Raw genomic sequence first — 26,242 nt, 5'->3', positions numbered from 1 at the left:
CAATACGGGGGCTCCGCACGGAGCCCCCTTTTTAATGATTATGGACACCGTCACCCTCATCGCCCCGGCCAAGATAAACCTGCACCTCGAAATCCGGGGACTGCGGGAAGACGGCTATCACGAGCTGCACACGCTGTTCTACCCCGTGGACATGCCCTGCGACCTGATCAAGATCGAGCCCGCCCCGGACAACGACTTCTACATCCGCTGCCCGGACAACCCGGACCTAGAGACCACCTCCAACCTCATCTACAAGGCATGGAAGGCATACGGCACGGCCACCGGGTTCAAGCCCGGCGTGTTCGTCACACTGACCAAGCGCATCCCCATGGGAGGCGGCCTGGGCGGCGGCAGCTCAAACGCGGCGACCATGCTCAAATGGCTCAACGACGAGGCGGGCGATGCGGCCCTGGTCCCGGACGAACTGCTCTCCCTTGGAGCCGCCATCGGCGCGGACGTCCCCTTCTTCCTCATGAACGCCCCGGCCTGGGCGGGCGGCATCGGCGAAAAGCTCGAGCCCGCCGACGTGGACCTGTCCGACAAGACCCTGGTCATCGCCTGCCCGGCGATCCACGTCGACACCCCATGGGCGTTCAGGGCGTGGGACGAAAAAAATGGCTCCCCGCAAGCCCCGGAATCCTTGACATCCCAGCCTTCCGGGTCTAAGAATCCATCTCCCGTTTCGCCCCCGGACATGAGGAACGACTTCGAACCGGTCGTCTTCGACGAGTTCCCAACACTACGGGAAATCAAGGAAAAACTCCTTGCTGCCGGGGCCGAATTCGCCGCCATGAGCGGCTCGGGGGCCGCCCTGTTCGGCATTTATCCGACCAGGGAATCAGCCATGTCCGCTGCCCTGGCCCTCGAATCCGAAGGAATTGAAATTTTCACGGTGGACTGCCGATAGGCACCCGCCAAGGCCAATCAGGCCACTTCCTCGCCATCCTTCCAAGGCTGTCCAACCGGCGGCCGGCGAAGCGATGCCGCCGCTCCCCAAACGGGAAGCGGATTCGTCGAGAAGCGGTCAAGCGCAAGGCGCAAGGGCGAAGCTGTACAAAAGGTACTGCGAGCCCGCAGCACGCCTAAGGTGTAAGGTCTTCTAAGCGAACAAGTTCGCTAAGAATTCACTTAGCGCAGCGATTGGCCGCTTCTCGACGAATCCGCTGGGGCGTCGTCAAGTGGTAAGACATCAGGTTTTGGTCCTGACATTCGGGGGTTCGAATCCTCCCGCCCCAGCCAATTTTACAAAGCTATCCAGGGAGATGGACAATGCACGGCGAGTTGAAAATCATCAGCGGTTCTGCCAGCCCCAAGCTGGCTGATGCCATCTGCGAGCACCTGGGCACCAAGGCCTCACCGGTCCTGCGTGAACGCTTCTCCGACGGAGAGATCCGCATCGAGATCGGCGAGAACGTGCGCGGTGACGACGTGTTCGTGGTGCAGCCCACCTGTTCGCCCGTGAACTACCATCTCATGGAACTGTGCCTGATGCTCGACGCCCTCAAGCGGGCCAGCGCCTCCCGCGTCACCGCGGTGGTGCCCTACTTCGGCTATGCACGCCAGGACCGGAAAGTGGTTCCCAGGGCGCCCATCTCCGCCAAGTTGGTGGCCGACCTGCTGTCCACGGCGGGCATGCAGCGGCTCGTGACCATCGACCTGCACGCAGGCCAGATCCAGGGCTTCTTCAACTGTCCGGTGGACAACCTGTTCGCCGCCCCGGCCCTGCTCGAGCACCTGCGCGACAAGAACGAAGATTTCGTCATCATTTCCCCGGACGCGGGCGGCGTTGAGCGCGCCCGTGCCTATGCCAAACGCCTCGGCGCGTCCCTGGCCATCGTGGACAAGCGCCGCGACGCCCCCAACCAGGCCAAGGCCATGCACATCATCGGCGACGTCAGGGACAAGGTGGCCGTGGTGGTGGACGACATGATCGACACCGCCGGCACCATGTGCGCCGCCGCCAACGTGATCATGGAAAACGGGGCCAAGGAAGTCATGGCCTGCGCCACCCACCCGGTGCTGTCCGGCCCGGCCATCCAGCGGCTGGAAGAGTCCGCCTTTTCCGAGGTGGTTGTCACCGACACCATCCCGTTGGACGACAAGAAGACCTGCTGCTCCAAGATCAAGCAGCGGAGCGTGGCCTCCCTGCTGGCCAAGGCAATCAACAACGTGCACACGGAATCATCCGTTTCCGTGCTGTTTGTATAAAGGGAATCGTCCCGCATAAACCTGATAAAGCGCGAGCGTCCGTCCATGGTGGACGGCCAGGGCGTAAAAGGAGAAAATCACATGGCAGAACTGCTGAAACTCAACGTTGAGGAACGCACTGAACTGGGCAAGGGCCCCAACCGCCGCCTCCGTGCCACCGGCATGGTCCCGGGCATCTACTACGATGCCAAGGGCTCCAACATTCCGGTCAAGGTGGCCATGGTTCCCCTGCAGAAGGCCTACGCCGCAGTGGGCAACGCGCAGGTTTTCGAGCTGGTCCTGGAAAAGGGCGGCAAGACCGAAACCATGCCCGCGCTGCTCTGGCGCGTCCGCAACGAGCCGGTCAAGGGCCTGCCCGAGCACGTCGACTTCTTCGGCGTTGATCTGGACCAGGAAATCAAGGTCGCCGTCCACTTCGAGCTGGTCGGCTCCTCCAAGGGCGTCAAGCTCGGCGGTGTTCTGGAACTGTACCGCGACACCATCGAGGTCGTCTGCAAGCCCATGGACATTCCGTCCTCCATCACCATCGACATCACCGACCTCGACATCATGGATTCCGTCCACATCGAGGAAATCGAATTCCCCGAAGGCGTCACCCCGCTCTTTGACGAAAACTACGCCGTCGTGGCCGTCCAGGCCGCCCGCGAAGAGGAAGAGCTGGATGAGGACGAAGGCCTCGAAGGCATCATGGGCGAAGAGGAAGGCGAAGGCGAAGAAGGCGGCTCCGAAGAGGAAGCTTCCGAATAGTTCCGACATATACATTGATACGACTTCCCGGGGCGCGGCGTCGCGCTCCGGGATTTTTTTGCCTCCGGCCGAAGAGGCTGATAGACTGCACGCAACGAGAACGGACGGCACCCCGGCATGGACTACAAAGGCGTCATAGTGGGACTCGGCAATCCCGGCCCGAAATACGAGAAGACCCGGCACAACATCGGGTTCATGCTCGTTGATCACCTGTTGCTCCAGGCCGAACAGCGCAAGTCCATGCGGCTCGAGAAAATCAACGAGTCCGGCGACTACGAACTGTGGAGCGCCAAGTTTGCGGGCGCGTTCCGGCTGCTGGCCAAGCCCATGACCTACATGAACCTGAGCGGCAAGGCCGTGTCCAAGATCTGCGGCCGTCACAGGCTCGCTCCCGGGGACGTGGTCGTGGTCCACGACGAACTGGACCTGCCCGTGGGCCGGATGAAGTTCAAGATAGGCGGCGGCAACAACGGCCACAACGGATTGGAATCCATACAGGAACGTCTCGGCACCCCCGACTTCTGGCGGTTGCGCCTCGGAGTGAGCCGACCCGCCGACCCGTACAAGGTCATCAGCGACTGGGTGCTGGAGCCCTTTGCAGGCCGGGAAGCGTCGTTCCTGCCGGACATCATCGCTCACGCGGCCAAGGGGTTGGACATCTTTTACCGGCGTGGCAGGGGTTTTGCCCAGCAGCACGTCAACTCCTTCTCCCTCCGAGAAGAAGAAATGGAGTAATCGTGGACTCTTCAATCCCTTTTCGTTATGATGGCCTTCTGTCGCATGTAAAAAGCCCTTATTCAGGAGTTTAATTCACCGTGTTCAAGGTTAACGAATTGGTCGTGTATCCCTCTCAGGGAGTCGGTCGCGTGGAGCGTGTCGAATCCCAGGAGATCGGCGGGGTGAAAGCCGATTTCTATATCGTGCGGATACTGAGCAACAACGTGACCCTGATGGTCCCGGTGGCCAACGCCGAGAACGTGGGGCTCAGGCCCGTATGCTCCAAGCGCATAGGCCAGAAGATATTCGAATCCCTGGAAGACCGTTCCGAGTTTACCGGCTACACCGGCCAGAACTGGAACCGACGCTATCGCGAATATTCCGAGAAGCTCAAAAGCGGCGATCTCTCCGACGTGGCCTACGTCCTCAAGGAGCTCTTCCTCATCGGCAAGGACAAGGAACTGTCCTTTGGCGAACGCCGCCTCCTGGAGCAGGCCATGGGCCTGGTCTCCATGGAACTGGCCTACTCCGTGGACCGGGACCAGGAGTCCATCAAGGAAGATATCAACGAAATGTTCGCCGACGTTATCGCCGCCCAGGAAGAAAAGGATTAGTAGGGCTTGTCAAGGCCCGCCTTTTGCGATAACCCCTAAGTCGATGCCGCGTTGCGGCTTGATCATATTTTTCCCACACCACATGAGTTCTGACACGAGGCTGTGAGCGCAACTTCAAAAGAGGTACGCATTTTCGTCTTATCTTCGCCCCGTCCTCCCGGACCGGCCACTCCCATCTTTCGACACGCCTGCATCAGGAATATACAATAAGCTAGTATAGTTGCATCAAGCATACACGTTTGCACATCCTTCAACCTCAACCCAAAATTTCACGCATGGCCGAAAAAAAGACCGAGACCGAACCCAAAGGCAAGGCTGGCGCTCCCAAACGGGGCCGTCCCAAGAAAACAACCCCAAAGAAGGCGAAGACCATCGCCAACGGGAACGGGAACGGCGGCAGCCTGAACCTGACCGAGCTGAAGCTCAAATCCATGCAGGACCTGACGGACCTGGCCATGGAATTCGGAGTGGAAAACCCCTCCACCATGCGCAAGCAGGAACTGATCTTCTCCCTGCTTCAGGAGTGTGCCTCCCAGGACGGACAGATCTTCGGTGAAGGCGTACTGGAAATCCTGCCCGACGGCTTCGGTTTCCTGCGCTCCCCCATGTACAGCTACATGGCGGGCCCCGACGACATCTACGTTTCCCCGTCCCAGATTCGCCGCTTCGGCCTGCGCAAGGGCGACTGCGTGTCCGGCCAGATCCGCCCGCCCAAGGAAGGGGAACGGTATTTCGCCCTGCTGCGCGTGTCCGAGATCGGCTTCGAGGACCCCAAGCACTCCAAGAACCTGGTCCTCTTCGACAACCTGACACCGCTCTATCCCGAAGAGCAACTCAAGCTCGAAAACGGCAGCCAGAACTATTCTTCCCGCATCATCGACCTGCTCGTGCCCATCGGCAAGGGCCAGCGCGGCGTCATCGTGGCCCCGCCCCGCACGGGTAAGACGATCATGCTCCAGACCATCGCCAACTCCATCAACGCCAACCACCCCGAGGTGGACCTCATCGTCCTGCTCATCGACGAGCGGCCCGAGGAAGTGACCGACATGCAGCGCACGGTCAAGGCCGAGGTGGTCTCCTCCACCTTCGACGAACCGCCGCAGCGCCACGTTCAGGTTGCGGACATGGTCATCGAGAAGGCCAAGCGGTTGGTGGAACGCAAGCGCGACGTGGTCATCCTCCTCGACTCCATCACCCGCCTCGGGCGGGCCTACAACGCCGTGACCCCGTCCTCCGGGCGCGTGCTCTCCGGCGGTATCGACGCCAATGCCCTGCAGCGGCCCAAGCGCTTCTTCGGCGCGGCCCGCAACATCGAGGAAGGCGGCTCCCTGACCATCATATCCACTGCGCTCATCGACACCGGCTCGCGCATGGACGAGGTCATCTTCGAGGAGTTCAAGGGCACCGGCAACATGGAAATCTACCTGGACCGCCACCTGTCCGACAAGCGCGTGTACCCGGCCATCGACATCAACCGCTCCGGCACCCGCAAGGAAGAGCTGCTCCTGGAAGAGGACGTGCTCAACCGCGTCTGGATCCTGCGCAAGCTCCTCTCCCCCATGAATTCCATCGACTCCATGGAATTCCTGCGCGGCAAGATGAAGGGCACCAAAAACAACCAGGAGTTCCTGGACTCCATGTCCAAGTAGCGAACGCCGACAACGACACCCGGGGGCGCGGACACCAGTCCGCGCCCCTTTTTTGTGCAAAAGACAGCCTGTGGTTGCTTTGCGCAATCAAATGATTAGTATGGACTCCATGCGAAGAACGCCTGCCACACTGACCGCCCTGTTCGCGGCACTGCTCCTGGTTATCGCCCCCGTGGCGACCGCCCGCGCCAACATGCTGTTCGGCGACAAGCTGACCCTGCGCGACGAAAACAAGATGGGTCGGGAATTCGACCAGATCATCCGCAGCCGCATGGCCATGGTCGGCGACACCTACATCACCGACTACGTGGACCACATCGTGGCCCGGGTGGTCACCGGCAAACGCCCCATGCCCTATCAGGTCAAGAGCGCGGTCATCGCCAACCCGCTGCTCAACGCCTTTGCCATTCCCGGCGGCTTCATCTACGTCTTCACCGGCCTGATCCAGGCCGTGGAAACCGAATCGCAGCTGGCCGGGGTCATCGCCCACGAGCTCGCCCACGTCTCCCAACGCCACGTGGTCAGCCGCATCGAAAAGCAGAAACGGGTCACGGTCCTGTCCACGGCAGGCATGCTGGCCGGGCTGCTGCTCGGCGCGGTCACAGGCGGCGATACCGGCACCAAGGCGGGACAGGCCATCATGGTCGGTTCAGCGGGCGCGGGCGCGGCGGCCATGCTCCAGTATTCCCAGGAGGACGAGCGCGAAGCCGACCACGTGGGGCTCAACTCCATGGTCAAGGCGGGGTACAACCCGTCCGGCATGCCCGAGACCTTCGAGATCATGATGAAGAACCGGTGGTTCGACTCCGGCTCGGAAATGCCGAGCTACCTGTCCACCCACCCCGGGCTGGCCGACCGCATCTCCTACCTCCAGGACCGCATCCAGCGCATGCCCCCCGAATTCCTGGAGCGGCACGAGGACCCCACCCTGCTCAAAAAGATCCAGTGCCTGGTCCGGTCCAAGATGTCCCCGGCCAACACGGCCCTGGCCTATTGGGACGACAAGCCGAAATCCGACTACACCCCCATGGACTACGTGGGACGGGGCAACGCCCTGATGCGGCTCAAGAAAATGGAGGAGGCCCGGGCCGCCTTCGAGACAGCCCTCTCCAAGGCCGGGGACGATCCCTTGGTCGCCCGCGAGGCCGGCATCTACTATTTCACGGTCGGCGCGCCGGACAGGGCCGTCGGACTGCTGCAAAAGGCGGCCATCCACAACAAGCGCGACGCCCTGGCCCTGTTCTACCTGGCCCGGCTCCAGGCCGAGGGCAAGCAGTTCACCCAGGCCATCGCCAACATGCGCAAGGTGGAAACGCTCGTCCCGGAAGACTGGGAAGTGCACCACCACCTGGGCATGATCCTCGGTGCGTCCGGCGACCACTTCGGCGGCAACCTGCACCTGGGCTTTGCCTCCGCCTATTCCATGAATCTGGAAAAGGCCCGCCGCCACCAGCGTCAGGCCGGGGAACTTGCCCAGACCGAAACCCAGAAACAGGAACTCAAGGAATTGTCCGACCTGATCGAGGAGCGCGCCAAGGCCAAGAAATAGCCGACCCTTGTGAACCGGAAACTTTTGGCGTAGGTTGCTTTTCTTTCAAACCCGAACACCAAATAATACATGATCGTCGCACGGACATTAGAGGACATAGAGGACGCCATTGCCGGGTCATGCGTGACCATCGGCAACTTCGACGGCGTGCACAAGGGACACCAGAAACTCATCGAACTGGCCTGCTCGCGCGCCAAGGCCCGCGACCTGGTCTCCGTGGTGGTCACCTTCGACCCGCACCCCCTGCGGGTACTGCGCAGCGACAAGACGCCCCCCTTCATCACCCTGACCGAACAGAAGATCGAGCTCATTTCCCAGTACGGCCCCCAGGTCTGCCTGCTCCTGGAATTCACCAGGGACATGGCCAGACTCTCTCCCGAGGAATTCGTCCAAAAGTACCTTCTGGACGGACTGAAGATGAAGGAGATGATCATCGGCTACGACTATCACCTGGGCAAGGGCAGGGCCGGCAACTTCGAGACCCTGACCCAGCTGGGAGCCAAGCACGGCTTCACCGTGGACCGGCTGGACCCGGTGACCGTGGACGACGCCGTCGTCTCCTCCACCCGCATCCGCGACCTTGTCCAGGCGGGCAAGGTTTGGTCCGCGCGCCCCCTGCTGGGGCGGTTCTACCAGGTCAAGGGCGAGGTGGTGCACGGCATGGACCGGGGCGGCAAGCTGCTCGGCTTCCCCACGGCCAACCTGAAGCTGGTGGACGAGCTCTTCCCCAAGCCCGGCGTCTACGCCGTCTGGGTGGAGGTGGACAGGGAAGTCCACATGGGCGTGGCCAACATCGGCATCAACCCGACCTTCGGCAACGACGCCCTTTCCGTGGAAGCGCACATCCTTGATTTTTCCGGCGACATCTACGGCGCGGACATCCGCGTCCATTTCGTGCAGCGCATCCGCGACGAAAAGAAATTCAACGGCATCGACGAATTGAAAGCACGCATCGGCATCGACATCGACCTGGGACGGCAGATTCTCTCCCAGCCCGAAGCGGCCATCAGACTGACCCGTCCCGACTTCGACGGATAAGACCATGCCCATCGACGTCATCACCAGGGTAATGAATTATTGGAAGGACTTCGTGAAGTCCTACCGCACGGTCACCTCGTTCAGGTGGCTGGTCATCGGCGTGCTGGTCGGCGTGCTGTCCGGCCTCGTGGCCGTGGCCTTCTTCTGGCTGGTGGAGTTCGGCAAGCACATGATCCAGGCCAACCTGGCGGGCATCGTCTCCCCTGAACCGGCGGGCGAAGGCATCTTCGAGGGCCACGGCTCCGTGTTCCGGCCCTGGGTCATCCCCATTGCCACCACGGGCACGGCCCTGCTCACAGGCTGGCTGGTCAAGACCTTCATCCCAGAGACCATCAACGGCGGCACCGACGGCACCGACGCCACCATCAACGCCTTCCACAACCAGGGCGGCGTCATCAAGTCGCGCGTGGCCATCATCAGGGGGCTGTGCTCGGTGCTGACCATCGCCTCGGGCGGCTCCGCAGGCCGCGAAGGCCCCATCACCCAGATGGGCGCGGGCGCGGGCGCATGGATCGCCAAGATTTTCGACCTGTCCGCCAAGGAACGCCGTCTGCTCCTGCTGTCCGGTGCTGCCGGCGGCTTGGGGGCCATCTTCCGGGCCCCGCTCGGCGGCGCGCTGACCGCCATCGAGGTCATCTACCGCGAGGACTTCGAGGCCGAGGCCATCCTGCCCGCGGTCATGAGCTCGGTGGTCTCCTACTCCATCTATACATTCTTCTACGGCACCGACCCCATCTTCGGCATCCCGCGCTTCTCCTTCCACGACCCGCGCGAGCTGATCTTCTACGCCCTGCTCGCCTTTGTCTGCGCGGCGGTGGGCTGGATGTACATCAAGACGTTCTATTTCATAAAATACCACATCTTCTGCCCGCTGCAGGAGAAGATCGGCATCATCTGGGCCATGGGCCTGGGCGGCCTGTCCATGGGACTGCTCGGCATCGCCTACCCCTACACCGCCACCGACGGGCTGGTCACCGGCGGCATCCTGTCCGGCGGATACGGCTGGCTGGAGCTGGCCATTCTCGGCCAGATTCCGGCGCTGGGCATGTGCTACATGATCGTCGGCAAGACCGTGGCCACGTCCATCACCATCGGTTCGGGCATGTCCGGCGGCATGTTCGCGCCCGCCCTGTTCGTGGGCGGCATGTCCGGCGGACTGGTGGGCAAGATCGGGCACCATTTCTTCCCGAACATCGTCACCCAGCCCGGTGCCTACATCCTGGTCGGCATGGCCGCCTTCTTCGCCGGGGTCGCCAACGCGCCCATCGGCCCGCTGATCATGGTCACCGAACTGACACAGGGCTACGGGCTGCTGGCCCCGCTCATGCTGGCTTCGGCCATCTGCATCGTGCTCGGGCGCAACTACTCGCTCTACGAACACCAGGTGGAGAACAAGTTCGACTCCCCGGCCCACGTGGAAGACGCCACCATCAACGTGCTCGAACAGATGCACGTGTCCGACTTCTACGATCCCCACGACGTCATCGTCGTGGAGGAAGGGACCACGCTCAAGGCCCTGACCGACATCATCGCCAACTCCGACCAGCTCTACTTCCCGGTGCGGGGAGGAGAGGACGGCCGGTACGTGGGCATGGTCTCCATCCACAATATCCGCAACTGGATGTTCGACGAGGGGCTGCACGACCTGGTGGTGGTCAAGGACCTCATGTCCAGGCCGGTCTACGTCCGCCCGGACTACGACCTGTACCAGGCCCTGCTCCGCTTCGTGAACACGGACTACGGCCAGATTCCGGTGGTCGCCCAGACCAACACCTCGGAGATCATCGGGCTCATCAACCGCGACGACGTGTTCCAGGCCTATGCCGAGGCAATAGCCGAAGTGAAGGGCGGGGAATTGGGCGAAGCGGAAGAATAACCCGCAGACGGACGCCGCCTATGCCAGCGGCAGATTGAAGATGACCTCGGTCCCGATGCCGTTTTCAGACGGCGAACGGATCAGCAGCGTGCCGCCGTGCTCGTCGCAGATGACCCGCTTGACCTTGGTCAGGCCGATGCCCACGCCGCGGGCCTTGGTGGTGAAGAACGGGTCGGTCACATAGGGGAGCACGTCCCCGGCGATGCCCGGGCCGTCGTCCGTGATCCGCACGCCGTACCAGCGGTTTTCCTTCCATCCGCCCTCCCCCGACGAGAGGACGTCCCTGAATCGGCCGATGCCACCCTCCACGGTCAGATGCACGGTCTCGCCCGTGGCGAACTCCAAGGCGTTGACCAGAATCTCGGTCAAGGCCAGGACCACGATGCGCACGTCCACGCCCACCATGTCCTTCTCGAGCTGCATCGAGCACTCCAGGCCGAGTTCCATTTCCCGGGCCGTGACGCGCGCCTTTTCCAGGGCCTGCTCCACCATGCTCTCCACAAAGGCGACCTGGATTCCGCCCGCCGCAAGGGACACGTACTCGCGGACCACGCCCACCAGCCGCTCCAGCCGGAACCCGTCCTCGCGCACGGCCTCGGCATACTCGATCAGCGGGCTGTCCTCCGGGGCCTTTTTAATCATCAGCCCGGCCATGCCGCCGATGGACACCACCGGATTGCGAATCTGATGGGCCAGGGCGTCGGCAAAATGATTGAGGCTCTCCACCCGCTCCTTCTGCATCCGGACCACCTCGGCGGTCCGCTCCCGGACCCGCTCCTCAAGGACCTCGTTCTGGCTTTCGAGCAGCTCCTTGGCCCGCTTGAGCTGGAGGTGCGCGCGGACCCGTGCCGCCACCACCGGCGGGCTGATGGGCTTGGTGATGTAGTCCACAGCCCCCAGGGAAAGCCCCAGGGCCTCGTCGTCGGGCTTGTCCAGTGAAGTGACGAACATGACCGGGATGTCGCGGGTGGCAGGGTCCTCCTTGAGACGGCGGCACAGCTCGTGCCCGTTCATGTCCGGCATCATCACGTCGAGCAGGATCATGTCCGGCCCCGGCTCGGCACCGGCCCGCTCCAGGGCGGACTCCCCGTCCGTGGCCGCGACCAGCGCATAGGACGACTTCAGCGCCTCGACCATGATGGTGATGTTCTCGGGCTGATCATCCACGATGAGTATGGTTTCCCGGTGTGCCATGAAATCACCCTACACCGCCCACACATATTCAGGAATGATTTACTGCTGCAGGTTTACCCTTGCCAAACCGGTCTGAGGATTTATCTTCCGGGGTATCATGCAACACTGGAAATTCACCTCCGGACGGCTGACGCTTGCAGACGGCGACATCACCGCGCTCGACGCGGACGCCATCGTCAACGCGGCCAACTCCCGGCTGGCCGGGGGCGGCGGCGTGGACGGGGCCATCCACCGTGGCGCAGGCATGGACAAGCTCCAGGAAGCATGCCGGGAAATCATCAGGGAAATCGGCTCCCTGCCCCCGGGCGAGGCGGCCATCACCCCCGGCTTCGATCTCCCGGCCAAACACATCATCCACACCGTCGGCCCCATCTGGCGCGGCGGCGACGACCGCGAGCCCGAGTTGCTGGAAAACGCCTACGCCAACTCCCTCAAGCTCGCCCACGAACACGACATCCGGACCATCGCCTTTCCGGCCATATCCTGCGGCGTCTACGGCTACCCGGTCGAAGACGCGGCCCGCATCGCCCTGACCGCACTGCGGCGGGGACTCGAAGCGGGGCTGGTGGCCGAGGCGCGCATGGTCCTGCACGGGCAACCGGCCCTCGACATCTGGACCGGCATCGCCCGCGAAATACTGTAAGGAGACACTATGGAACTCAGAGGAACCACCATCGTGGCGGTCAAGGACGAAAACGGCACGGCCGTGGCCGGCGACGGACAGGTGACCATGGGCCAGGCCATCGCCATGAAACACACGGCCCGCAAGGTGCGCCGCATCTACAAGGACAAGGTAACCGTGGGCTTTGCCGGGGCAACGGCCGACGCCTTCACCCTGTCCGAGCGGTTCGAGACCAAGCTGGAGACCTATTCCGGCAACCTGCTCCGGGCGGCGGTGGAACTGGCCAAGGACTGGCGCACGGACAAGTACCTGCGCAAGCTCGAAGCCATGCTCCTGGCTGCGGACGGCGAGCACATCCTGATCATCTCCGGCACCGGCGACGTCATCGAACCCGACGACGGCATCGCGGCCATCGGCTCCGGCGGCTCCTACGCCCTGGCCGCAGCCCGTGCACTGAGCCAGAACACCGACTTCAGCGCATCGGAAATCGCGCGCAAGGCCATGGAGATCGCAGCCGACATCTGCGTCTACACGAACAACAACATCACGCTGGAATCCCAGACCAGATAAGCACCAAACCAGAGGCGGACCCGCCCTCTTTCCCACCCGCGCAGCGGCCATAAAAAATTTGGGAAAAGGAGGGGATGGGGGTTCGGGGGAAGGGGAGGAAAGCCCCCTTTTCAAAGGGTTTTTCCTCCCCTTCCCCCGACCGCCGGAGGCATCACATGAGCAACCTGACTCCCCGAGAGATCGTATCGGAACTGGACAAGTACATCATCGGCCAGAACGACGCCAAACGCATGGTGGCCATCGCCATGCGCAACCGCTGGCGCAGGCAGCAGATAGACCCGGACCTGCGCGACGAGATCGCGCCCAAGAACATCATCCTCATGGGCCCGACCGGCGTGGGCAAGACCGAGATCGCCCGCCGTCTGGCCCGGCTGACCAACTGCCCCTTCTTCAAGGTCGAAGCCACCAAGTTCACCGAGGTGGGCTACGTGGGCCGCGACGTGGAGTCCATGGTCCGCGACCTGATGGAGATCGGCATCACCATGGTCCGCAAGGAGGAAACGGAAAAGGTCCGCATCAAGGCCGAGAAGAACGCCGAGGAGCGGCTGCTGGACCTGCTCCTGCCGGGCAAGAAAAAGGAACCGGCCAATCCCATGGGCTTTTTCTCCGCCGGGCAGAACGGCGACGTCGAGCCGGTGGAGCCGCCCAAGGACGACGACACCAGGGAAAAGTTCCGCAGGATGTTCCGCCAGGGCCACCTGGACGAGCGCGAAGTGGAGATGGAGGTGACCATCCAGAGCGGGGCGCAGGTCGAGATCATGGCCATCCCCGGCATGCAGGACATGGGCTCCAACCTCCAGAGCGCGTTCTCCAACATGTTCCCGGGCAAGCGCAAGACGCGCAAGATGAAGATCAAGGACGCTTTTGAGGTGCTCATCGACGAGGAGGCGGACAAGCTCATCGACCCGGACGCGGTCAACGAGCTGGCCCGCGAACGCGTGGAGCAGTCGGGCATCCTGTTCATCGACGAGATGGACAAGATCGCCACCCGCCACGACCACGCCGGCGGCGGCTCGACCGACGTCTCCCGAGAAGGCGTGCAGCGCGACCTGCTGCCCATCGTCGAGGGCAGCGTGGTCAACACCAAATACGGCATGGTCAAGACCGACCACATCCTGTTCATCGCTGCCGGGGCCTTCCATTTCGCCAAGCCGTCGGACCTGATCCCGGAACTCCAGGGGCGCTTTCCCCTGCGCGAAGAGCTGGCCTCGCTGCACAAGGAGGAGTTCTACCGCATCCTGACGGAGCCCAAGAACGCGCTCACCGTGCAGTACAAGGCCCTGCTCCAGACCGAGGGCGTGGCCGTGGACTACACCAGGGAGGCGCTGGAGGAAATCTCGGCCATGGCCGAGAAGATCAACGAGGAGACCGAGAACATCGGTGCGCGCAGGCTCTACACCATCATGGAGAAGATCCTGGCCACCCTGTCCTTCGAGGCCCCGGACAAATCCGGCCAGAAGGTGGTCATCGACCGGGACTACGTCGTGGCCCAGCTCGGCCAGGTGATCGAGGACCGCGACCTGTCGCGCTACATCCTGTAGACAGCCATGGAAAAACGCATCTCCCTGATCGGCGTCCCCCTGGACCACAACTCCTCCTACCTGCGGGGCTCGGCCAAGGGCCCGCTCGCGCTGGTGGAAGCCCTGCACTGCGATTCGGCCAACCTGTGGACCGAGACCGGGCATGACCTGTCCGGGATCATCGACCACCGGGGGATCATCGACCTGGGAGATGCGGAAGAAGCCTTCGGCCGCATCGAAAACGCGGCCCGCGAGGCGGGCGAGAGCGGCGCCACGCCCATCTTCATCGGCGGCGACCACTCCGTGACCTACCCGCTGGTGAAAGGCATGAAGGCGGCGCACGGGGACTTCGCCGTCCTCCATTTCGACGCCCACCCCGACTGCTACCACGAGTTCGAAGGCAACCCCCTCTCCCACGCCTGCCCGTTCTCGCGGATAATGGAGGAGGGCCTCTGCACCCGGCTGGTATCCGTGGGCATCCGCACCGCCTCCGGCCACCAACGGGAACAGCGGGACAAATTCGGCATCCGGTGGCTGGAAATGAAGGACCGCCGGAAGTGGCCCGAATTGGTCTTCGACACCCCGGTATACATTACCGTGGACCTGGACGTCCTGGACCCGGCCTGCGCGCCCGGGGTGTCGCACCACGAGCCGGGCGGCATGACCACCCGCGAGCTGCTGGACGTCATCCATGCCGTGGACGCGCCCGTCATCGGCGCGGACATCGTGGAGCTCAACCCGGATCGCGACACCGACGGGATCACGGCCATGACCGGATCCAAGATACTGCGTGAAATTGCCGGGATGATGCTCGGCGGCTGACAAGTCCCGTCCGGCGTGCGACTGCCGCCATATCGGATTATCACCCGCTTGCCTGTTTTCCCGCTTATGCTATGGTCAATGACACCTTAAAACCAGCAAAGCCCGGAGGAACGCCCGGAAATGGCGGAAATCGACCGACAGGCGCTTGATCGCGTCTCCCTGAAAATACCCATACTGAGCGCGGTGCTCACGGAAGACACCCTCGCCTTCCGGCGCAGCCGTCCCCTGCTCGGCATTCTCGCCCTTGCCCTGGTCGTGGCCGTGGCCCTGCCGCTGATCAACATCACCATCATTTTCCCGGCCTATAGCAAACTGCTCATCGCCACCATCGAGACCGGCGCCGTGCGGTTGGCGGCACACACCATACCGCCCTCGGAAAAATACGGGAAGCTGACCCACCAAAGCATGGAGTCCCCGCGCCTTCTGGCCGACATCTACCGATTGGAAAAAAACTTCGAGCTGCTCAAGATCGGGCTTTACTCTCCTGAAGGGGCCACCCTGTATTCCTCCGACGCATCGGAGATCACGACCATCAACAAGAACCCGCAATTCCTGCGCGTGGTGGCCAAGGGGGGCATCGATTCAAAGCTCGGCACCACGACCAAACCCGGCCCGGGCGGCCTGAAAAAACGCGTCGACATGGTCATAACCACCGTCCCCCTCATGAACGACGGCGAGTTTCTCGGCGCCTTCGAGTTTCAATTCGACATCTCGGACGTCAAAAGCAACATGGACCGCTTCAACACCTATGCCACATACGGGTCCATCATCACGTCCCTGTGCATCCTGCTCGGCGTCATCGGCCTGCTGAGCAAGGAATCAAGCCGCCTCAAGGCATTGCGCCAGGCCGACAGGCTTCGGGCGGACGTGGACCGGATCACGCGGCACGACCTCAAGAGTCCCTTGGTGGGCGCGCTCAACGGCATCAGCTACCTCAAGCAGTACACGGAAACGAACGCGGAACAGCGGGAAGTGCTCGACGAAATGCACAACACGGTGATCGTCGGTCTCGACCTGATCAACCGAAGCCTGGACATCTACAAGATGGAAACCGGCAAGTACCAGTACACGCCGGTCGGCGTGGACATCGCATCCACCTGTCACCAGGTGGCCGCCGACCTGTCGGGCCTGGCCGCCGAACGGAACGTCACCATACGGATCATACGCGAGGATGCCCCGGAAGACGAAGCCGATGCGCTCTACGTTGCCGGAGAAGAGCCGCTCTGCTACTCCCTGCTCGCCAATCTGGTGAAGAACGGCGTCGAGGCCTCGGAGCCTGACCGGACAGTGGACATCATCCTGTCCTCCAACGGCGAGGTGACCATCGAGGTGCACAACACCGGAGCCGTTCCCGAGACCATCAGGGACAACTTTTTCGATAAATACACCACCGCCGGGAAACAGGACGGCACGGGACTGGGCACCTATTCGGCCCGGCTTCTGACCCGCACCATGGGCGGCGACATAACCATGCGTTCATCCGAAGAAGCGGGCACCACCATCACCGTGACCCTGCCCAAGCACGATTCCACTGAAACAGGAGCCTAGCCATGCCGTTCGTCAATATCCGCATCACCAGGGAAGGCGCCACCGCCGAACAGAAACAGCAGCTCATCCGGGGCGTCACCGACCTTCTGGCCGATGTGCTCGGCAAAAACCCCAAGACCACCTTCGTCATCATAGACGAGGTGGACACCGACAACTGGGGCATCGGAGGAGAGTCGGTGAGTTCGCTTCGGGCAGCGGGCCCCAAAAAGTCCACGGCGTAGCCCACGGCGGGAAGCGCGGAACGGCTCTACTCCAGTGGCCTATGCCTTGCTGTTTCGGGCTCCATACCCGCCTTTGGCGGGTATGATCGTCTCGTTTTTGGAGTGTGCGCGCATTCGCGTTTTACCGCATTCGTTATCCTTACATCGTGTTCCGCTTTTACAGCGGCTGACTTTTTGATTCGGGCCGTCCATGGCCCTCACCCCTCCGGGGTCGCGCCTTGCCAGGCGCGCTCCAAATCCGCTGTCCTGCGGATTTGTGGCTGGCGCACCAAAAAGTCAGCAAAAAGTGCGCTTTGTGAGCTTGGCCGCCCCGAGATCGGCGGCAAGAATCCGATGCGCTCGGCGCGGCTCCCATCCGTGGGGGATGCGAGGCGCTGCCTCCCCGCAAGGCCGAACTCCCTGGCGATACAATCGTGTCCCGTTTCGGGAGCCGCCGCCCCTCGCTGTCGACTTCTAAGCCGCCGATCAAGGGCTGAAGCGTTCCACTGACTGGGAGGCCAAGGGACAATAACGGGTGCGCCTTGGAAGAACAGTCCTAGGCGCGGTACGGTGCACGGGAGCGAGAGCCGCTGCCGGATCGCTTCGCTCTCCGGTGACGCTCCATGGGAATGGGGGAAAAAAGACTGGGGAAGCTGGTAGTTCGTTTATGGTTGTCTCGTCGCAACTGCTTCAAATCCACATACGAAGATCGGCAATTGATGGCGGGGCTTAGAGCCTGTCGAGGGCGACGCAGCGCGGCCCGTCCGAACCTGCGTATGCAGGCTATCCTGACGGGCAGCGAAGTCGCCTACAGGCTCTTGGCCCCGCCATCACGAGCTGGCGCAAAAGCGCGTTTTTTCCCCTATTTTTGGGGCGCTAGCCAAAAATAGGGCCGCCGAGGGGCGGAACACTCCAAAAGGAAAACGGGCAACGTTGAACGCGAATGCGCGCACACTCTAAAATATGAGGCGATCAAACCCGCAAAGCGGGTTTGGAGCCTACCCCCTAAACCCGCAGGGTCATCCGCACATCAGCGACGATGGCCCGCTCGTGATTGACGAGAACCGGGTTGAACTCGGCCTCCACCACCTGCGGAAGGTCGAGGGCCAGCCGCGACATGACCATGACGATCTCCTCGAGGGCGGTGAAGTTCACCGGCTGTTCGCCCTTCAGCCCCTTGAGCAGCATGTAGGACTTGATTTCGCGCACGATCTCGAAGGCATCCTGCTTTGACAGCGGGGCCAGCTTGAAGGCGATGTCCTTCATGATCTCCACGTAGATGCCGCCCAGCCCGAACATGAGCATGGGACCGAACTGCTCGTCGCGTTTGAAGCCGATTATCACTTCCCTGACGCCCGGAGGGGCCATCTCCTGGACCAGGCAGCCCGCGATGTAGGCGTCACGGCGCAGCCGCTGGGCCCGGGCCGTGATCTCCTTGAAGGTCTTCATGACCTCGGTGGCGTTGCCGAGATTCACCTTCACACCGCCCACGTCGGACTTGTGGGAGATGTCCGGCGAAGCGATCTTGAGCACCACGGGGTAACCGATCTCCTCGGCGGCGGCCACGGCCTCATCCGAGGAACGGGCCAGCACGGTTTGCGGCGTGGGCAGCCCGTACGCCTTGAGTACCTGCTGGGCTTCGAACTCCACGATCTCCGGCTGGTTGCGCCGCTCGTGATCGCGAATCAGTGCGCGGGCAGCCTCGATGTCGCGTTCGACCTCGCGGTACTGCGGCTCCGGGCGGTTCTTCCACAGGTAATATTCATACATGGCCTCGATGGCGTGCACTGCGGGCTCGGGGAAGGCGTAGCACGGGATGCCCGCCTCCATGAGCATGCGGCGCGCCCCGGCCACACGGGTCTTGCCCATGAAGCAGGCAAAGACGGGCTTGCCGGACTTCTCGGCGATGCGGATGACCGCCTCGGCGGTCTTCTCGATCTGCACGGAGGCCGTGGGCGTGAGCAGGACGAGGATGGAGTGGACCATGGGGTCGTCGGCCACCACGTCCAGGGTCTGGCGGTAGCGCTTGGCGTCCGCGTCGCCGACGATGTCCACCGGATTGTAGAAGGCCGCATAGCTGGGCAGAAATTCCTGAAGCCGCTGGATGGTCTTCTGGGACAGGGCGGCCATGGTCAGCCGGGACCGGTCAGCCGCGTCCGCCGCCAGGATGCCGGGCCCGCCGGAGTTGGTGACCAGGGCCAGGTTCGGGCCCTTGGGCAGGGGCTGGCTGGAAAAGGCCTGGGCCAGGTTGAAGAGCGAGGCCACGTCCCCCACCCGGATGACTCCGGACTGGTGGAAGGCGGCCGTGTAGGTCTGGTCCGACCCGGCAATGGCTCCGGTATGCGAGGAGGCGGCCTTGGCTCCGGCCGCCGTGGTGCCGGATTTGATCATGATCACGGGCTTGTTCAGGCAGGTCCGGCGCGCGGCGTCCAGGAAGGCGTCCCCGTGCTCCACGTTTTCGATGTAGCCGAGAATGACGCTCGTCTCATCGTCCTCGTTCAGGTAGTCGAGCATGTCCGCCTCGTCGAGCACGGCCTTGTTGCCCAGCGACACGAACTTGGAAAAGCCGATGTTCGCGCCCAGCGCCCAGTCGAGGATGGCCACGCACAGGGCGCCGCTCTGCGAAAAAAAGGCGATGGAACCGGGATTGGGCTGGCCTGCGGCAAAGGACGCGTTGACACCCGCCGAGGTGTTCATCATGCCCAGGCAGTTGGGGCCGAGCAACGCGATGGAGTGTTCCTCGCACAACGCGATGATCCGCTGTTCGAGGTCATACCCTTCCTTGCCCGCTTCCTTGAACCCGGCGGTGATGACGATGGCCGACTTGGCGCCGATGGCTCCCAGGGCCTCGATGGCCGGGATGACGAATTGGGGGGGCACCGAAATCACGGCCAGGTCAAGGCCGCGCGGCAGGTCCGCGATATCCGTGGTCACCGCAAGCCCCTCGATCTCGCCGCCCTTGGGATTCACGGGGATGACCCGGCCCTTGAACCCGGCCCCCAGCATGTTGGCGACCACGGTATGGCCCACCTTGCCGGGGGTGGCGGATGCGCCGATAACGGCCACTTTTTCGGGATAGAAGAAGGCGTGCAGTTTGTCCGTGGAAGTCAAGCGGGTCACTCCTGATGCGGTCGGGGTTGAACAGTGGGCCGAGAGTAACCCGAAAGGGGCGGAGGGAACAAGGGAAAGGTCGGCAGGAGACGGCTTCACTTCCTGAGCCAGGCCATGGCCCGGCCCGGGTCGTCGAACAGCCGGTAGCTCAGCGACCGGTTCTGGTAGATGGTCTCGTAGGTCTTGTAGAGGTCCTTCTTCTCCGGCCGATACAGGCAGGCCATCCTGCCCCCGTAGAGAGGAATCTCCCGCCCCACAAGCTCCCTGGCAATGGAGATGATCTCGTGGACGTCAATGGAGATGTCCACCTCCCGCTCATCGAGCAGGATACGGTGAACCCCGACCTTCAGGCCCGTGTCGATCACGTCCCGCGCCTTGGCCGCAGCCTCCTCGCCGCTGGCGATGACGCCGCAGACCGATGCCCTGAGCACGCCGTTCTCTATTTGGAAATCGATGGAATACATGTTCGCGTCCGTTTCTGTTTGTCGGTCCTTATTCCACATTCCACAAGGAAACCGCAAGGTTTCCGTTCGCGTCCGGCTCAACCGGCACAGACGACGCGGTCGGGGAAGCGCCTTCACCCGACCGCCCTCCGGCGGACAGGCCCTCTGGCGGACGCCTGCGGTTTGCTGTATCCTCCCCCGACACCACAGGAGGAACATCGTGCTCACCATCGGCGTCGACACCGGCGGCACCTTCACCGACTTCATCTATGTCTCCAACGAACGGATCGGCACCTACAAGACCTTGTCCACGCCGCACAACCCGGCCGAGGCGGTGCTGCACGGCCTGGCCCGCATCGCCGGGGACGCGGAGGACATGTCCGTGGTGCACGGCTCCACCGTGGCCACCAACGCCATCCTGGAACGCAAGGGGGTGCCCACCGCCCTGGTGACCAACGCCAATTTCACGGACGTCATCGAGATCGGCCGCCAGAACCGCAGCCGCCTCTACGACCTGGCCTACCGGCGGCAGCCCCACATCGTGCCGCGCGAACGCCGCTTCGGCGCGCCGGGCCGGATCGCCTCAACCGGCGAGGAGATCGAACCGTTTGACGAGGACGCGGCCCGGCAGGTGGTGCGGGCCGTGCGGAATTCCGGCGCGCAGTCCGCAGCCGTCTGCTTTCTTTTCTCCTTCCTGGCCCCGGACCACGAGAAACGCATGGGGGAAATGCTGGCCGAACTCGGCCTGCCCGTGTCCCTGTCCCATGAAATCCTGTCCGAATTCCGCGAGTTCGAGCGCACCTCCACCACGGTGGTCAACGCCTATGTCTCGCCCATCATGACCCGGTACCTGACCGATCTGACCCGGGGCATGGCGGGCAACAGGCTGCGCGTCATGCAGTCCAACGGCGGTTCCATCTCGACAGCCACGGCCATGCGCGAGTCCGTGCGCACCATCCTTTCCGGTCCGGCCGGCGGGGCGGTGGGTGCGCTGGAGATCGGACACGCCGCCGGGTTCGACAGACTGATCACCTTTGACATGGGCGGCACGAGTACGGACGTCAGCCTCATGGACGGGGACCTGCCCATGACCTTCGAGTCGAGCATAGCCGGGTACCCGGTCAAGGTGCCCATGATCGATATCCACACCGTGGGCGCGGGCGGCGGTTCCATCGCGTCCCCGGACCCCGGCGGCTCGCTGAGCGTGGGGCCCGAGAGCGCGGGCGCGGCCCCCGGCCCCATCTGCTACGGGCGGGGCGGCGTCGAGGTCACCGTGACCGACGCCAATCTCTTCCTCGGCCGCATCGTGCCCGAACGCTTCCTCGGCGGCGGCATGGCCCTGAACGCGGACGGTGCGCGGGAGGGCGTGGAAAGACTTGCCCGCCGGTTCGGCATGGGCCCGGGAGAGCTGGCCGAGGGCATCCTGGCCGTGGCCGCAGCCAACATGGAGCGGGCCATCCGGGTAATCTCCGTGGAAAAGGGGTTCGACCCCCGCGAGTTCACCCTGTTCTCCTTTGGCGGCGCGGGCGGCATGCACTGCGTCGAGCTGGCCCGGCTGCTGGGCATGCCCCGTGTCCTGATCCCGGTCAACCCCGGCATCCTCTCGGCCCAGGGCATGCTCCTGGCCGACGTGGTCAAGGACTACTCGCAAACCGTCATGCGCGGCGCGGACACCGGCGCGGACGACCTGGCCCCCCTGTTCGACGAGTTGGAAAAACAGGCCGGGGCCGAACTGGCCGCCGAGGGCGTCCCCCCTGAACGCATCGGCCACGAGCGATTCCTGGACATGCGCTACTCGGGCCAGTCCTTCGAGATCACGGTCCCGTTCGCCCCGGACATGCGCGAGGCGTTCGAAACCCTGCATGAACGCCGGTACGGCCACCGCAACGCGGCCAAGCCCGTGGAGGTGGTCAACGTCCGCCTGCGCAGCCGCGGCCGCCAGGACCGCCTCCCCCTGCCCCGCCTCCAAGCGGGCGAGGCCGCCCTCTCCGACCAGGCCGTGGTCGGCAGCCAACAAACCGTATTCAACGGCCAGCCATTTGAGACGGCCATCATCGACCGCACCGAGCTGCGCCCGGGCAACCGCTTCACCGGCCCGGCCATCGTCACGGAATACAGCTCCACCATCGTCATCCCGCCCGACACCCCGGTCACCGTGGACCCCCTGTCCAATCTGATCCTGCAAACCGGCTGACCCGCACCCCGCGCTTTTTCCCTTGACCCCGCCCCTCCCCCTGTTATAAAAATCGTCTCCCGTTTCGCCAGGATAGCTCAGTTGGTAGAGCAACTGATTCGTAATCAGTAGGTCGTCGGTTCAACTCCGATTCCTGGCTCCAGGAAAAACAAGCGCTTACGGCATGTCGTAAGCGCTTTTTTTGACCTGCTCCCCGAAAACTGGCCCACATCGAATGTTAAGTATGGGCCAGCTTTCGGGGAGCAGGTCATTCAACACAGCGCACAATGAATGGTTCACTGCATAATAGGACATGAGCATTTAAATAAATGGCGGCGGCGTCCTGAACAGGACATTTTCGGTAGCGTTTGTCTGAGACAGATTACTAAATGAAATCAAGATGATGGGATGGACTTAAACACAAGCGCCGGGAAAGACGATTATCAGCAGAGTTCAAGGCCGGGACGGTGCCGGGCGCATTATCGGGAGAACGCCGCAGCAGCGTCTTCGCGGATGTCCGGCGGGCTTCGCCTTGGCCCCGCGCGATCATCCCTTCAGCTCATGATTGAGGCGAACCGGCCGCTCTTCGGAGCCCGCAGCAACGCCCTACCCACTCCGCGCCCCGTCACATCAATATATTTTCCTGCGGGAAAAGCTCGCGCCGATTACCGAGAACGTGTTCTCGACGATGAACAGCGCATCTTCGTCGTGGGTGAAGGTTATCTCTTCCAGCTTCTTGAGCTGCACGTTGTTGACCACGGTCATGAGCACGTTCTTCTCTTGTCGGGAGAACGCGCCGAATCCCTTGAGAAACGTCGCACTCTGCTTGAGCTGGATGAGGACGTCCCTGCTGATCTCATCGGCCATGTTGGAGATGATGAACACGACCTTGCGCTGGCTGAAAAGCGACAGTGTCTGGTCCACCACCATGGAAGTGATAACGACCATGATCAGTGATGCTATGATGACGTCCAGCGGCAGCCGCATGAGGCTGCCGCAAAACAGCAATGCGTTGAACACCATATAGACGCGGCCGATGCCCACGTTGAATTTTTGGAAGAGATAGACGGCGATGACGTCCAGCCCGCCGTTGGATCCCAGGGAACGAAGCACGATGCCCGCCCCGAATCCGGTCATGACGCCGCTGGCTATGGCGGCGTACAGCTGATCCTGAACCTGGATGTGGATGGTGACCGACTCATAGAGGAGCGTGGTCGCCACCATGGCGTAGAGGCTGTAAAGAAAAAACCTCCGGCTGACCTTGAACCAGGCGAACAGGAACAGCGGCACGTTCAGCAGGAAGTATATCCAGCCGGGATTCATCGCGTCCGTCATATAGTACAGCAGGGAGGCAAGGCCGAACACGCCCCCGGTCACGAGGCCGTGGGGAACGGCCAGGCTCTTGATGCCCACCGATACGATGAGCGACCCCACTGTCAGGAGCAGCAGATTCCACCAGATCGAATAGGATATGTTAAGCCGAAAGACCGGCCCTTTGCCGAGATAGGATCTGCTTGTGCCAGACATTCATGCTCTCCAGTTTGCCCGCGATCTGCGTGTTGTTGTGCAACGTCCCGCCGAAGGTATACCCCGCCCTGGCAAAGACGATGTTCATGCCGAAGCTCTCGGCTCTGGCGATGGTATAGGCGACCTCGATATTGATGTCACGTGATGCTTCTTCCATGGTCGCCAGCAGCCTTCCCGCCGCCCCCTTTGCCCGGAACTCCGGCCGGGTGGCGAAATCCGTCATTTCGGCACAACGCCACTCCATATCCAACTCCACGGATGCGGCGGCAACAATCCGCCCTTCGGACACAATGCCGAAAAAGGCGGCATCGGCTATCATGGCCTGACGGATATAGGACGGGTCGTCGAGGGGGAACGGGTAGGTTTCGAACACCGCCCCGTAGAGCTCGGCCAACTCATCAGCATCGCCCAGCCGAAGACGGAGTATCTCCTCCCCGCCGGTAAGCGCAAGGGGTTCATGCCGTTTTCTCTCCGCTTGATCAAGTACTGCGGAAATCCGTTCGATGTTCCGCGGGACCGCCCGCCCCTGATCCAGGTATTTGCTCATGAAATACCCGGCCCGCTCCCCTTTGTGCATGAAGGGCACACGGGCTTCGTCCACGAACCCCAGGTCCGTGAAATGACTCATGGCGTCCGCCGGAACTTTGGCGAACAGCTTGGAGTAGCCGTGCCGCCGTCCCAGCTCATAGACGTCGTTCGCTATGCCCGGCAGGTCTTCGGGCGCGAGTTTCATCAGGTAAACGCGGTCATTGGTCGGTCCGTGCTGAACAAGGGAATGCCCGAGACGGATGATTTCATCAGGCTGCATCGTCTCTCCTCTCCAAACGTTCGTTGTTCTCCGGGGTCAGGCTGGTCGTGTCGTCCCAGTCGGACAGGAGCTTCTCGATGCCGATCGCCTTTTCTTCCGCATCGTCCTCCTTGAGCTGGAGGCTGCAGTTCAAACAATCGCGATCACAGTAGTTGGGCTCGTAGGACTCGGGCTCGTTGTAGGTGGTGATGACGCCCTCGTAATTCCTGAGCACCACCTTATTCGGCCCCCAGGACACGATGTAATTGGGCATGACCGGAATCTTGCCGCCGCCGCCCGGCGCGTCCACCACGTAGGTGGGCACGGAAAAGCCGCTTGTGTGGCCGCGCAGGCTCTCGATGATCTCGATACCCTTGCCGATTGGGGTGCGGAAATGGGTCAATCCCTCGGACAGGTCGCACTGATACAGATAGTAGGGGCGCACCCGGTTCTTGACCAGCTTGTGATTCAGGGTCCTTATCAGCCGCTGGCAGTCGTTGACTCCGGCCAGGAGCACGCTCTGGTTGCCCAGCGGTATCCCGGCCTCGGCCAGCTTCTGCAGGGCGCGTCGGGCGGACGTGGTGATCTCGCGAGGGTGGTTGAAATGCGTGTTGATCCAAAGCGGATGGTGCTTCTTCAGCATGGACACCAGCTCGTCCGTGATCCGGTAGGGCAGGACCACGGGCATGCGGGTGCCGATCCGGACCACCTCCACATGCTCGATTTCGCCGATCCGGGTCAGGACCCAATCCAAACGCTCGTCGGACAGCATGAACGGGTCGCCGCCCGAGAGAAGCACGTCGCGAATCTGCGGCGTGTTGCGGATGTACTCGAGCCCCTGCTCGATGTCGTCGCGGGACGGGATGGAATCCCGATCGCCCACCTTGCGCTTGCGCGTGCAGTGGCGGCAGTACATGGAGCAGAGGTTGCTGATGTGGAAGAGAACCCGGTCGGGATAGCGGTGGGTGATGCCCGGAGCCGGGCTGTCCTCGTCCTCGTGCAGGGGATCGGTCATGTCGAAACGACCGATCTTGAGTTCTTCGCCCGACGGGAAGGACTGGTGGAAGACCGGGTCGTTCTCGTAATCCTCCGGATCGATGAGGGAGAGATAATACGGGGTGACGGACATGGGGAACTTGTCCACGGTGCGTTCGAATATCCGTTTTTTCCCTTCCGGGAAGCTCACGCCCAGCACACGCTCGAAGTCATCGACGCTCTTGACGGAATGGCGGATATGCCACTTCCAGTCAGTCCAGTCCGATTTCGAGGTTTCCCGGCGGAGCGTCTCAGCGACCTCCTGTTGGTGTTCATTGAATATTTCCAAAAC

22 protein-coding genes and 2 tRNA genes are annotated in these 26,242 nt (G+C 62.6%); 18 read left to right on the top strand and 6 right to left on the bottom strand.

Going from position 1 to position 26,242, the window contains the following annotated elements:
• Positions 1-34 precede the first annotated feature (34 nt).
• From ispE to OO730_RS13260, 10 genes are all read left to right on the top strand, one after another.
• A complete protein-coding gene (gene ispE, locus OO730_RS13305; protein WP_264981961.1) occupies positions 35-907 on the top strand; it encodes a 4-(cytidine 5'-diphospho)-2-C-methyl-D-erythritol kinase in 873 nt (290 codons plus the stop codon).
• Positions 908-1,164: 257 nt separating this feature from the next.
• Positions 1,165-1,239: transfer RNA gene (locus OO730_RS13300), tRNA-Gln, on the top strand.
• A 30-nt stretch (positions 1,240-1,269) separates the two neighbouring features.
• The gene (locus OO730_RS13295) at positions 1,270-2,208 is read left to right on the top strand and encodes a ribose-phosphate diphosphokinase (RefSeq protein WP_264981960.1); all 939 of its coding nucleotides are present in this window, start codon (positions 1,270-1,272) and stop codon (positions 2,206-2,208) included.
• Positions 2,209-2,289: 81 nt separating this feature from the next.
• Positions 2,290-2,955, top strand: coding sequence for a 50S ribosomal protein L25 (locus OO730_RS13290; RefSeq protein WP_264981959.1), 666 nt, complete (start codon positions 2,290-2,292; stop codon positions 2,953-2,955).
• Positions 2,956-3,072: 117 nt separating this feature from the next.
• Complete coding sequence (gene pth, locus OO730_RS13285; protein ID WP_264981958.1) at positions 3,073-3,690, top strand: aminoacyl-tRNA hydrolase; 618 nt, start codon at positions 3,073-3,075, stop codon at positions 3,688-3,690.
• Between the two features lie 80 nt (positions 3,691-3,770).
• On the top strand, positions 3,771-4,286 hold the full coding sequence (locus OO730_RS13280; RefSeq protein ID WP_264981957.1) for a CarD family transcriptional regulator: 516 nt from the start codon (positions 3,771-3,773) through the stop codon (positions 4,284-4,286).
• 275 nt (positions 4,287-4,561) lie between these two features.
• A complete protein-coding gene (gene rho / locus OO730_RS13275; protein ID WP_407681896.1) occupies positions 4,562-5,935 on the top strand; it encodes a transcription termination factor Rho in 1,374 nt (457 codons plus the stop codon).
• A gap of 109 nt (positions 5,936-6,044) precedes the next feature.
• On the top strand, positions 6,045-7,484 hold the full coding sequence (locus OO730_RS13270; RefSeq protein WP_264981956.1) for a beta-barrel assembly-enhancing protease: 1,440 nt from the start codon (positions 6,045-6,047) through the stop codon (positions 7,482-7,484).
• A gap of 69 nt (positions 7,485-7,553) precedes the next feature.
• Positions 7,554-8,522, top strand: coding sequence for a bifunctional riboflavin kinase/FAD synthetase (locus OO730_RS13265; protein ID WP_264981955.1), 969 nt, complete (start codon positions 7,554-7,556; stop codon positions 8,520-8,522).
• A 4-nt stretch (positions 8,523-8,526) separates the two neighbouring features.
• Positions 8,527-10,398, top strand: coding sequence for a chloride channel protein (locus OO730_RS13260; protein WP_264981954.1), 1,872 nt, complete (start codon positions 8,527-8,529; stop codon positions 10,396-10,398).
• A gap of 18 nt (positions 10,399-10,416) precedes the next feature.
• Here OO730_RS13260 and OO730_RS13255 read toward each other — a convergent pair whose 3' ends face one another.
• Positions 10,417-11,592 (bottom strand): hybrid sensor histidine kinase/response regulator, encoded by a 1,176-nt coding sequence (locus OO730_RS13255; protein ID WP_264981953.1) that lies wholly within the window; start codon positions 11,590-11,592, stop codon positions 10,417-10,419.
• Between the two features lie 97 nt (positions 11,593-11,689).
• On the opposite strand from OO730_RS13255, the gene OO730_RS13250 reads away from it, so the two are divergent.
• The 6 genes from OO730_RS13250 to OO730_RS13225 all read left to right on the top strand — a co-directional run bounded on the left by OO730_RS13250 (position 11,690) and on the right by OO730_RS13225 (position 16,895).
• A complete protein-coding gene (locus tag OO730_RS13250) occupies positions 11,690-12,235 on the top strand; it encodes an O-acetyl-ADP-ribose deacetylase (protein ID WP_264981952.1) in 546 nt (181 codons plus the stop codon).
• Positions 12,236-12,244: 9 nt separating this feature from the next.
• The gene (hslV, locus tag OO730_RS13245; RefSeq protein WP_264981951.1) at positions 12,245-12,784 is read left to right on the top strand and encodes an ATP-dependent protease subunit HslV; all 540 of its coding nucleotides are present in this window, start codon (positions 12,245-12,247) and stop codon (positions 12,782-12,784) included.
• A gap of 155 nt (positions 12,785-12,939) precedes the next feature.
• Positions 12,940-14,325 (top strand): ATP-dependent protease ATPase subunit HslU, encoded by a 1,386-nt coding sequence (gene hslU, locus OO730_RS13240; RefSeq protein WP_264981950.1) that lies wholly within the window; start codon positions 12,940-12,942, stop codon positions 14,323-14,325.
• A 6-nt stretch (positions 14,326-14,331) separates the two neighbouring features.
• On the top strand, positions 14,332-15,126 hold the full coding sequence (gene speB / locus OO730_RS13235) for an agmatinase (protein WP_264981949.1): 795 nt from the start codon (positions 14,332-14,334) through the stop codon (positions 15,124-15,126).
• A 120-nt stretch (positions 15,127-15,246) separates the two neighbouring features.
• Positions 15,247-16,674 carry a sensor histidine kinase gene (locus OO730_RS13230; protein ID WP_264981948.1) on the top strand — a complete coding sequence of 476 codons (1,428 nt, stop codon included), beginning with the start codon at positions 15,247-15,249 and terminating at the stop codon, positions 16,672-16,674.
• A 2-nt stretch (positions 16,675-16,676) separates the two neighbouring features.
• On the top strand, positions 16,677-16,895 hold the full coding sequence (locus OO730_RS13225) for a 4-oxalocrotonate tautomerase family protein (protein WP_264981947.1): 219 nt from the start codon (positions 16,677-16,679) through the stop codon (positions 16,893-16,895).
• A gap of 984 nt (positions 16,896-17,879) precedes the next feature.
• Here the strand turns inward: OO730_RS13225 and OO730_RS13220 are convergent.
• Entirely contained in the window at positions 17,880-19,985 is a 2,106-nt protein-coding gene (locus tag OO730_RS13220) for an acetate--CoA ligase family protein (RefSeq protein ID WP_264981946.1), read from the bottom strand.
• 95 nt (positions 19,986-20,080) lie between these two features.
• Positions 20,081-20,449 (bottom strand): hypothetical protein, encoded by a 369-nt coding sequence (locus OO730_RS13215; protein ID WP_264981945.1) that lies wholly within the window; start codon positions 20,447-20,449, stop codon positions 20,081-20,083.
• A gap of 199 nt (positions 20,450-20,648) precedes the next feature.
• On the opposite strand from OO730_RS13215, the gene OO730_RS13210 reads away from it, so the two are divergent.
• Together OO730_RS13210 and OO730_RS13205 are read left to right on the top strand one after the other, a co-directional pair.
• Positions 20,649-22,622 carry a hydantoinase/oxoprolinase family protein gene (locus OO730_RS13210; protein WP_264981944.1) on the top strand — a complete coding sequence of 658 codons (1,974 nt, stop codon included), beginning with the start codon at positions 20,649-20,651 and terminating at the stop codon, positions 22,620-22,622.
• Between the two features lie 66 nt (positions 22,623-22,688).
• Positions 22,689-22,764, top strand: a tRNA-Thr gene (locus tag OO730_RS13205).
• A gap of 467 nt (positions 22,765-23,231) precedes the next feature.
• Here OO730_RS13205 and OO730_RS13200 read toward each other — a convergent pair.
• The 3 genes from OO730_RS13200 to kamA are packed head-to-tail and all read right to left on the bottom strand — an operon-like array spanning position 23,232 to position 26,239.
• Positions 23,232-24,128 (bottom strand): YitT family protein, encoded by an 897-nt coding sequence (locus OO730_RS13200; RefSeq protein WP_264981943.1) that lies wholly within the window; start codon positions 24,126-24,128, stop codon positions 23,232-23,234.
• Positions 24,076-24,936 carry a putative beta-lysine N-acetyltransferase gene (ablB, locus tag OO730_RS13195; protein ID WP_264981942.1) on the bottom strand — a complete coding sequence of 287 codons (861 nt, stop codon included), beginning with the start codon at positions 24,934-24,936 and terminating at the stop codon, positions 24,076-24,078. Before ablB ends, OO730_RS13200 begins: the two co-directional genes overlap by 53 nt.
• Positions 24,926-26,239: a lysine 2,3-aminomutase gene (gene kamA / locus OO730_RS13190; RefSeq protein ID WP_264981940.1), complete on the bottom strand. Its 1,314-nt coding sequence runs from the start codon at positions 26,237-26,239 to the stop codon at positions 24,926-24,928. The genes ablB and kamA overlap by 11 nt, the downstream gene beginning before the upstream one ends.
• Between the last annotated feature and the right edge of the window lie 3 nt (positions 26,240-26,242).

The organism is Pseudodesulfovibrio portus (assembly GCF_026000375.1).
Lineage (GTDB): Bacteria > Desulfobacterota > Desulfovibrionia > Desulfovibrionales > Desulfovibrionaceae > Pseudodesulfovibrio > Pseudodesulfovibrio portus.
This window is presented reverse-complemented; position numbering and strand designations above follow the sequence as displayed.

Bases quoted from the DNA above. Each gene is read 5' to 3' on its own strand.
- OO730_RS13265 (WP_264981955.1), top strand. From the start codon at position 7,554: ATGATCGTCGCACGGACATTAGAGGACATAGAGGACGCCATTGCCGGG.
- OO730_RS13250 (WP_264981952.1), top strand. From the start codon at position 11,690: ATGCAACACTGGAAATTCACCTCCGGACGGCTGACGCTTGCAGACGGC.
- hslU (WP_264981950.1), top strand. From the start codon at position 12,940: ATGAGCAACCTGACTCCCCGAGAGATCGTATCGGAACTGGACAAGTAC.
- OO730_RS13225 (WP_264981947.1), top strand. From the start codon at position 16,677: ATGCCGTTCGTCAATATCCGCATCACCAGGGAAGGCGCCACCGCCGAA.
- rho (WP_407681896.1), top strand. From the start codon at position 4,562: ATGGCCGAAAAAAAGACCGAGACCGAACCCAAAGGCAAGGCTGGCGCT.
- speB (WP_264981949.1), top strand. From the start codon at position 14,332: ATGGAAAAACGCATCTCCCTGATCGGCGTCCCCCTGGACCACAACTCC.
- OO730_RS13200 (WP_264981943.1), bottom strand. From the start codon at position 24,128: ATGTCTGGCACAAGCAGATCCTATCTCGGCAAAGGGCCGGTCTTTCGG.
- ablB (WP_264981942.1), bottom strand. From the start codon at position 24,936: ATGCAGCCTGATGAAATCATCCGTCTCGGGCATTCCCTTGTTCAGCAC.
- OO730_RS13255 (WP_264981953.1), bottom strand. From the start codon at position 11,592: ATGGCACACCGGGAAACCATACTCATCGTGGATGATCAGCCCGAGAAC.
- hslV (WP_264981951.1), top strand. From the start codon at position 12,245: ATGGAACTCAGAGGAACCACCATCGTGGCGGTCAAGGACGAAAACGGC.
- OO730_RS13295 (WP_264981960.1), top strand. From the start codon at position 1,270: ATGCACGGCGAGTTGAAAATCATCAGCGGTTCTGCCAGCCCCAAGCTG.
- ispE (WP_264981961.1), top strand. From the start codon at position 35: ATGATTATGGACACCGTCACCCTCATCGCCCCGGCCAAGATAAACCTG.
- OO730_RS13270 (WP_264981956.1), top strand. From the start codon at position 6,045: ATGCGAAGAACGCCTGCCACACTGACCGCCCTGTTCGCGGCACTGCTC.
- pth (WP_264981958.1), top strand. From the start codon at position 3,073: ATGGACTACAAAGGCGTCATAGTGGGACTCGGCAATCCCGGCCCGAAA.
- OO730_RS13230 (WP_264981948.1), top strand. From the start codon at position 15,247: ATGGCGGAAATCGACCGACAGGCGCTTGATCGCGTCTCCCTGAAAATA.
- OO730_RS13290 (WP_264981959.1), top strand. From the start codon at position 2,290: ATGGCAGAACTGCTGAAACTCAACGTTGAGGAACGCACTGAACTGGGC.
- OO730_RS13215 (WP_264981945.1), bottom strand. From the start codon at position 20,449: ATGTATTCCATCGATTTCCAAATAGAGAACGGCGTGCTCAGGGCATCG.
- OO730_RS13260 (WP_264981954.1), top strand. From the start codon at position 8,527: ATGCCCATCGACGTCATCACCAGGGTAATGAATTATTGGAAGGACTTC.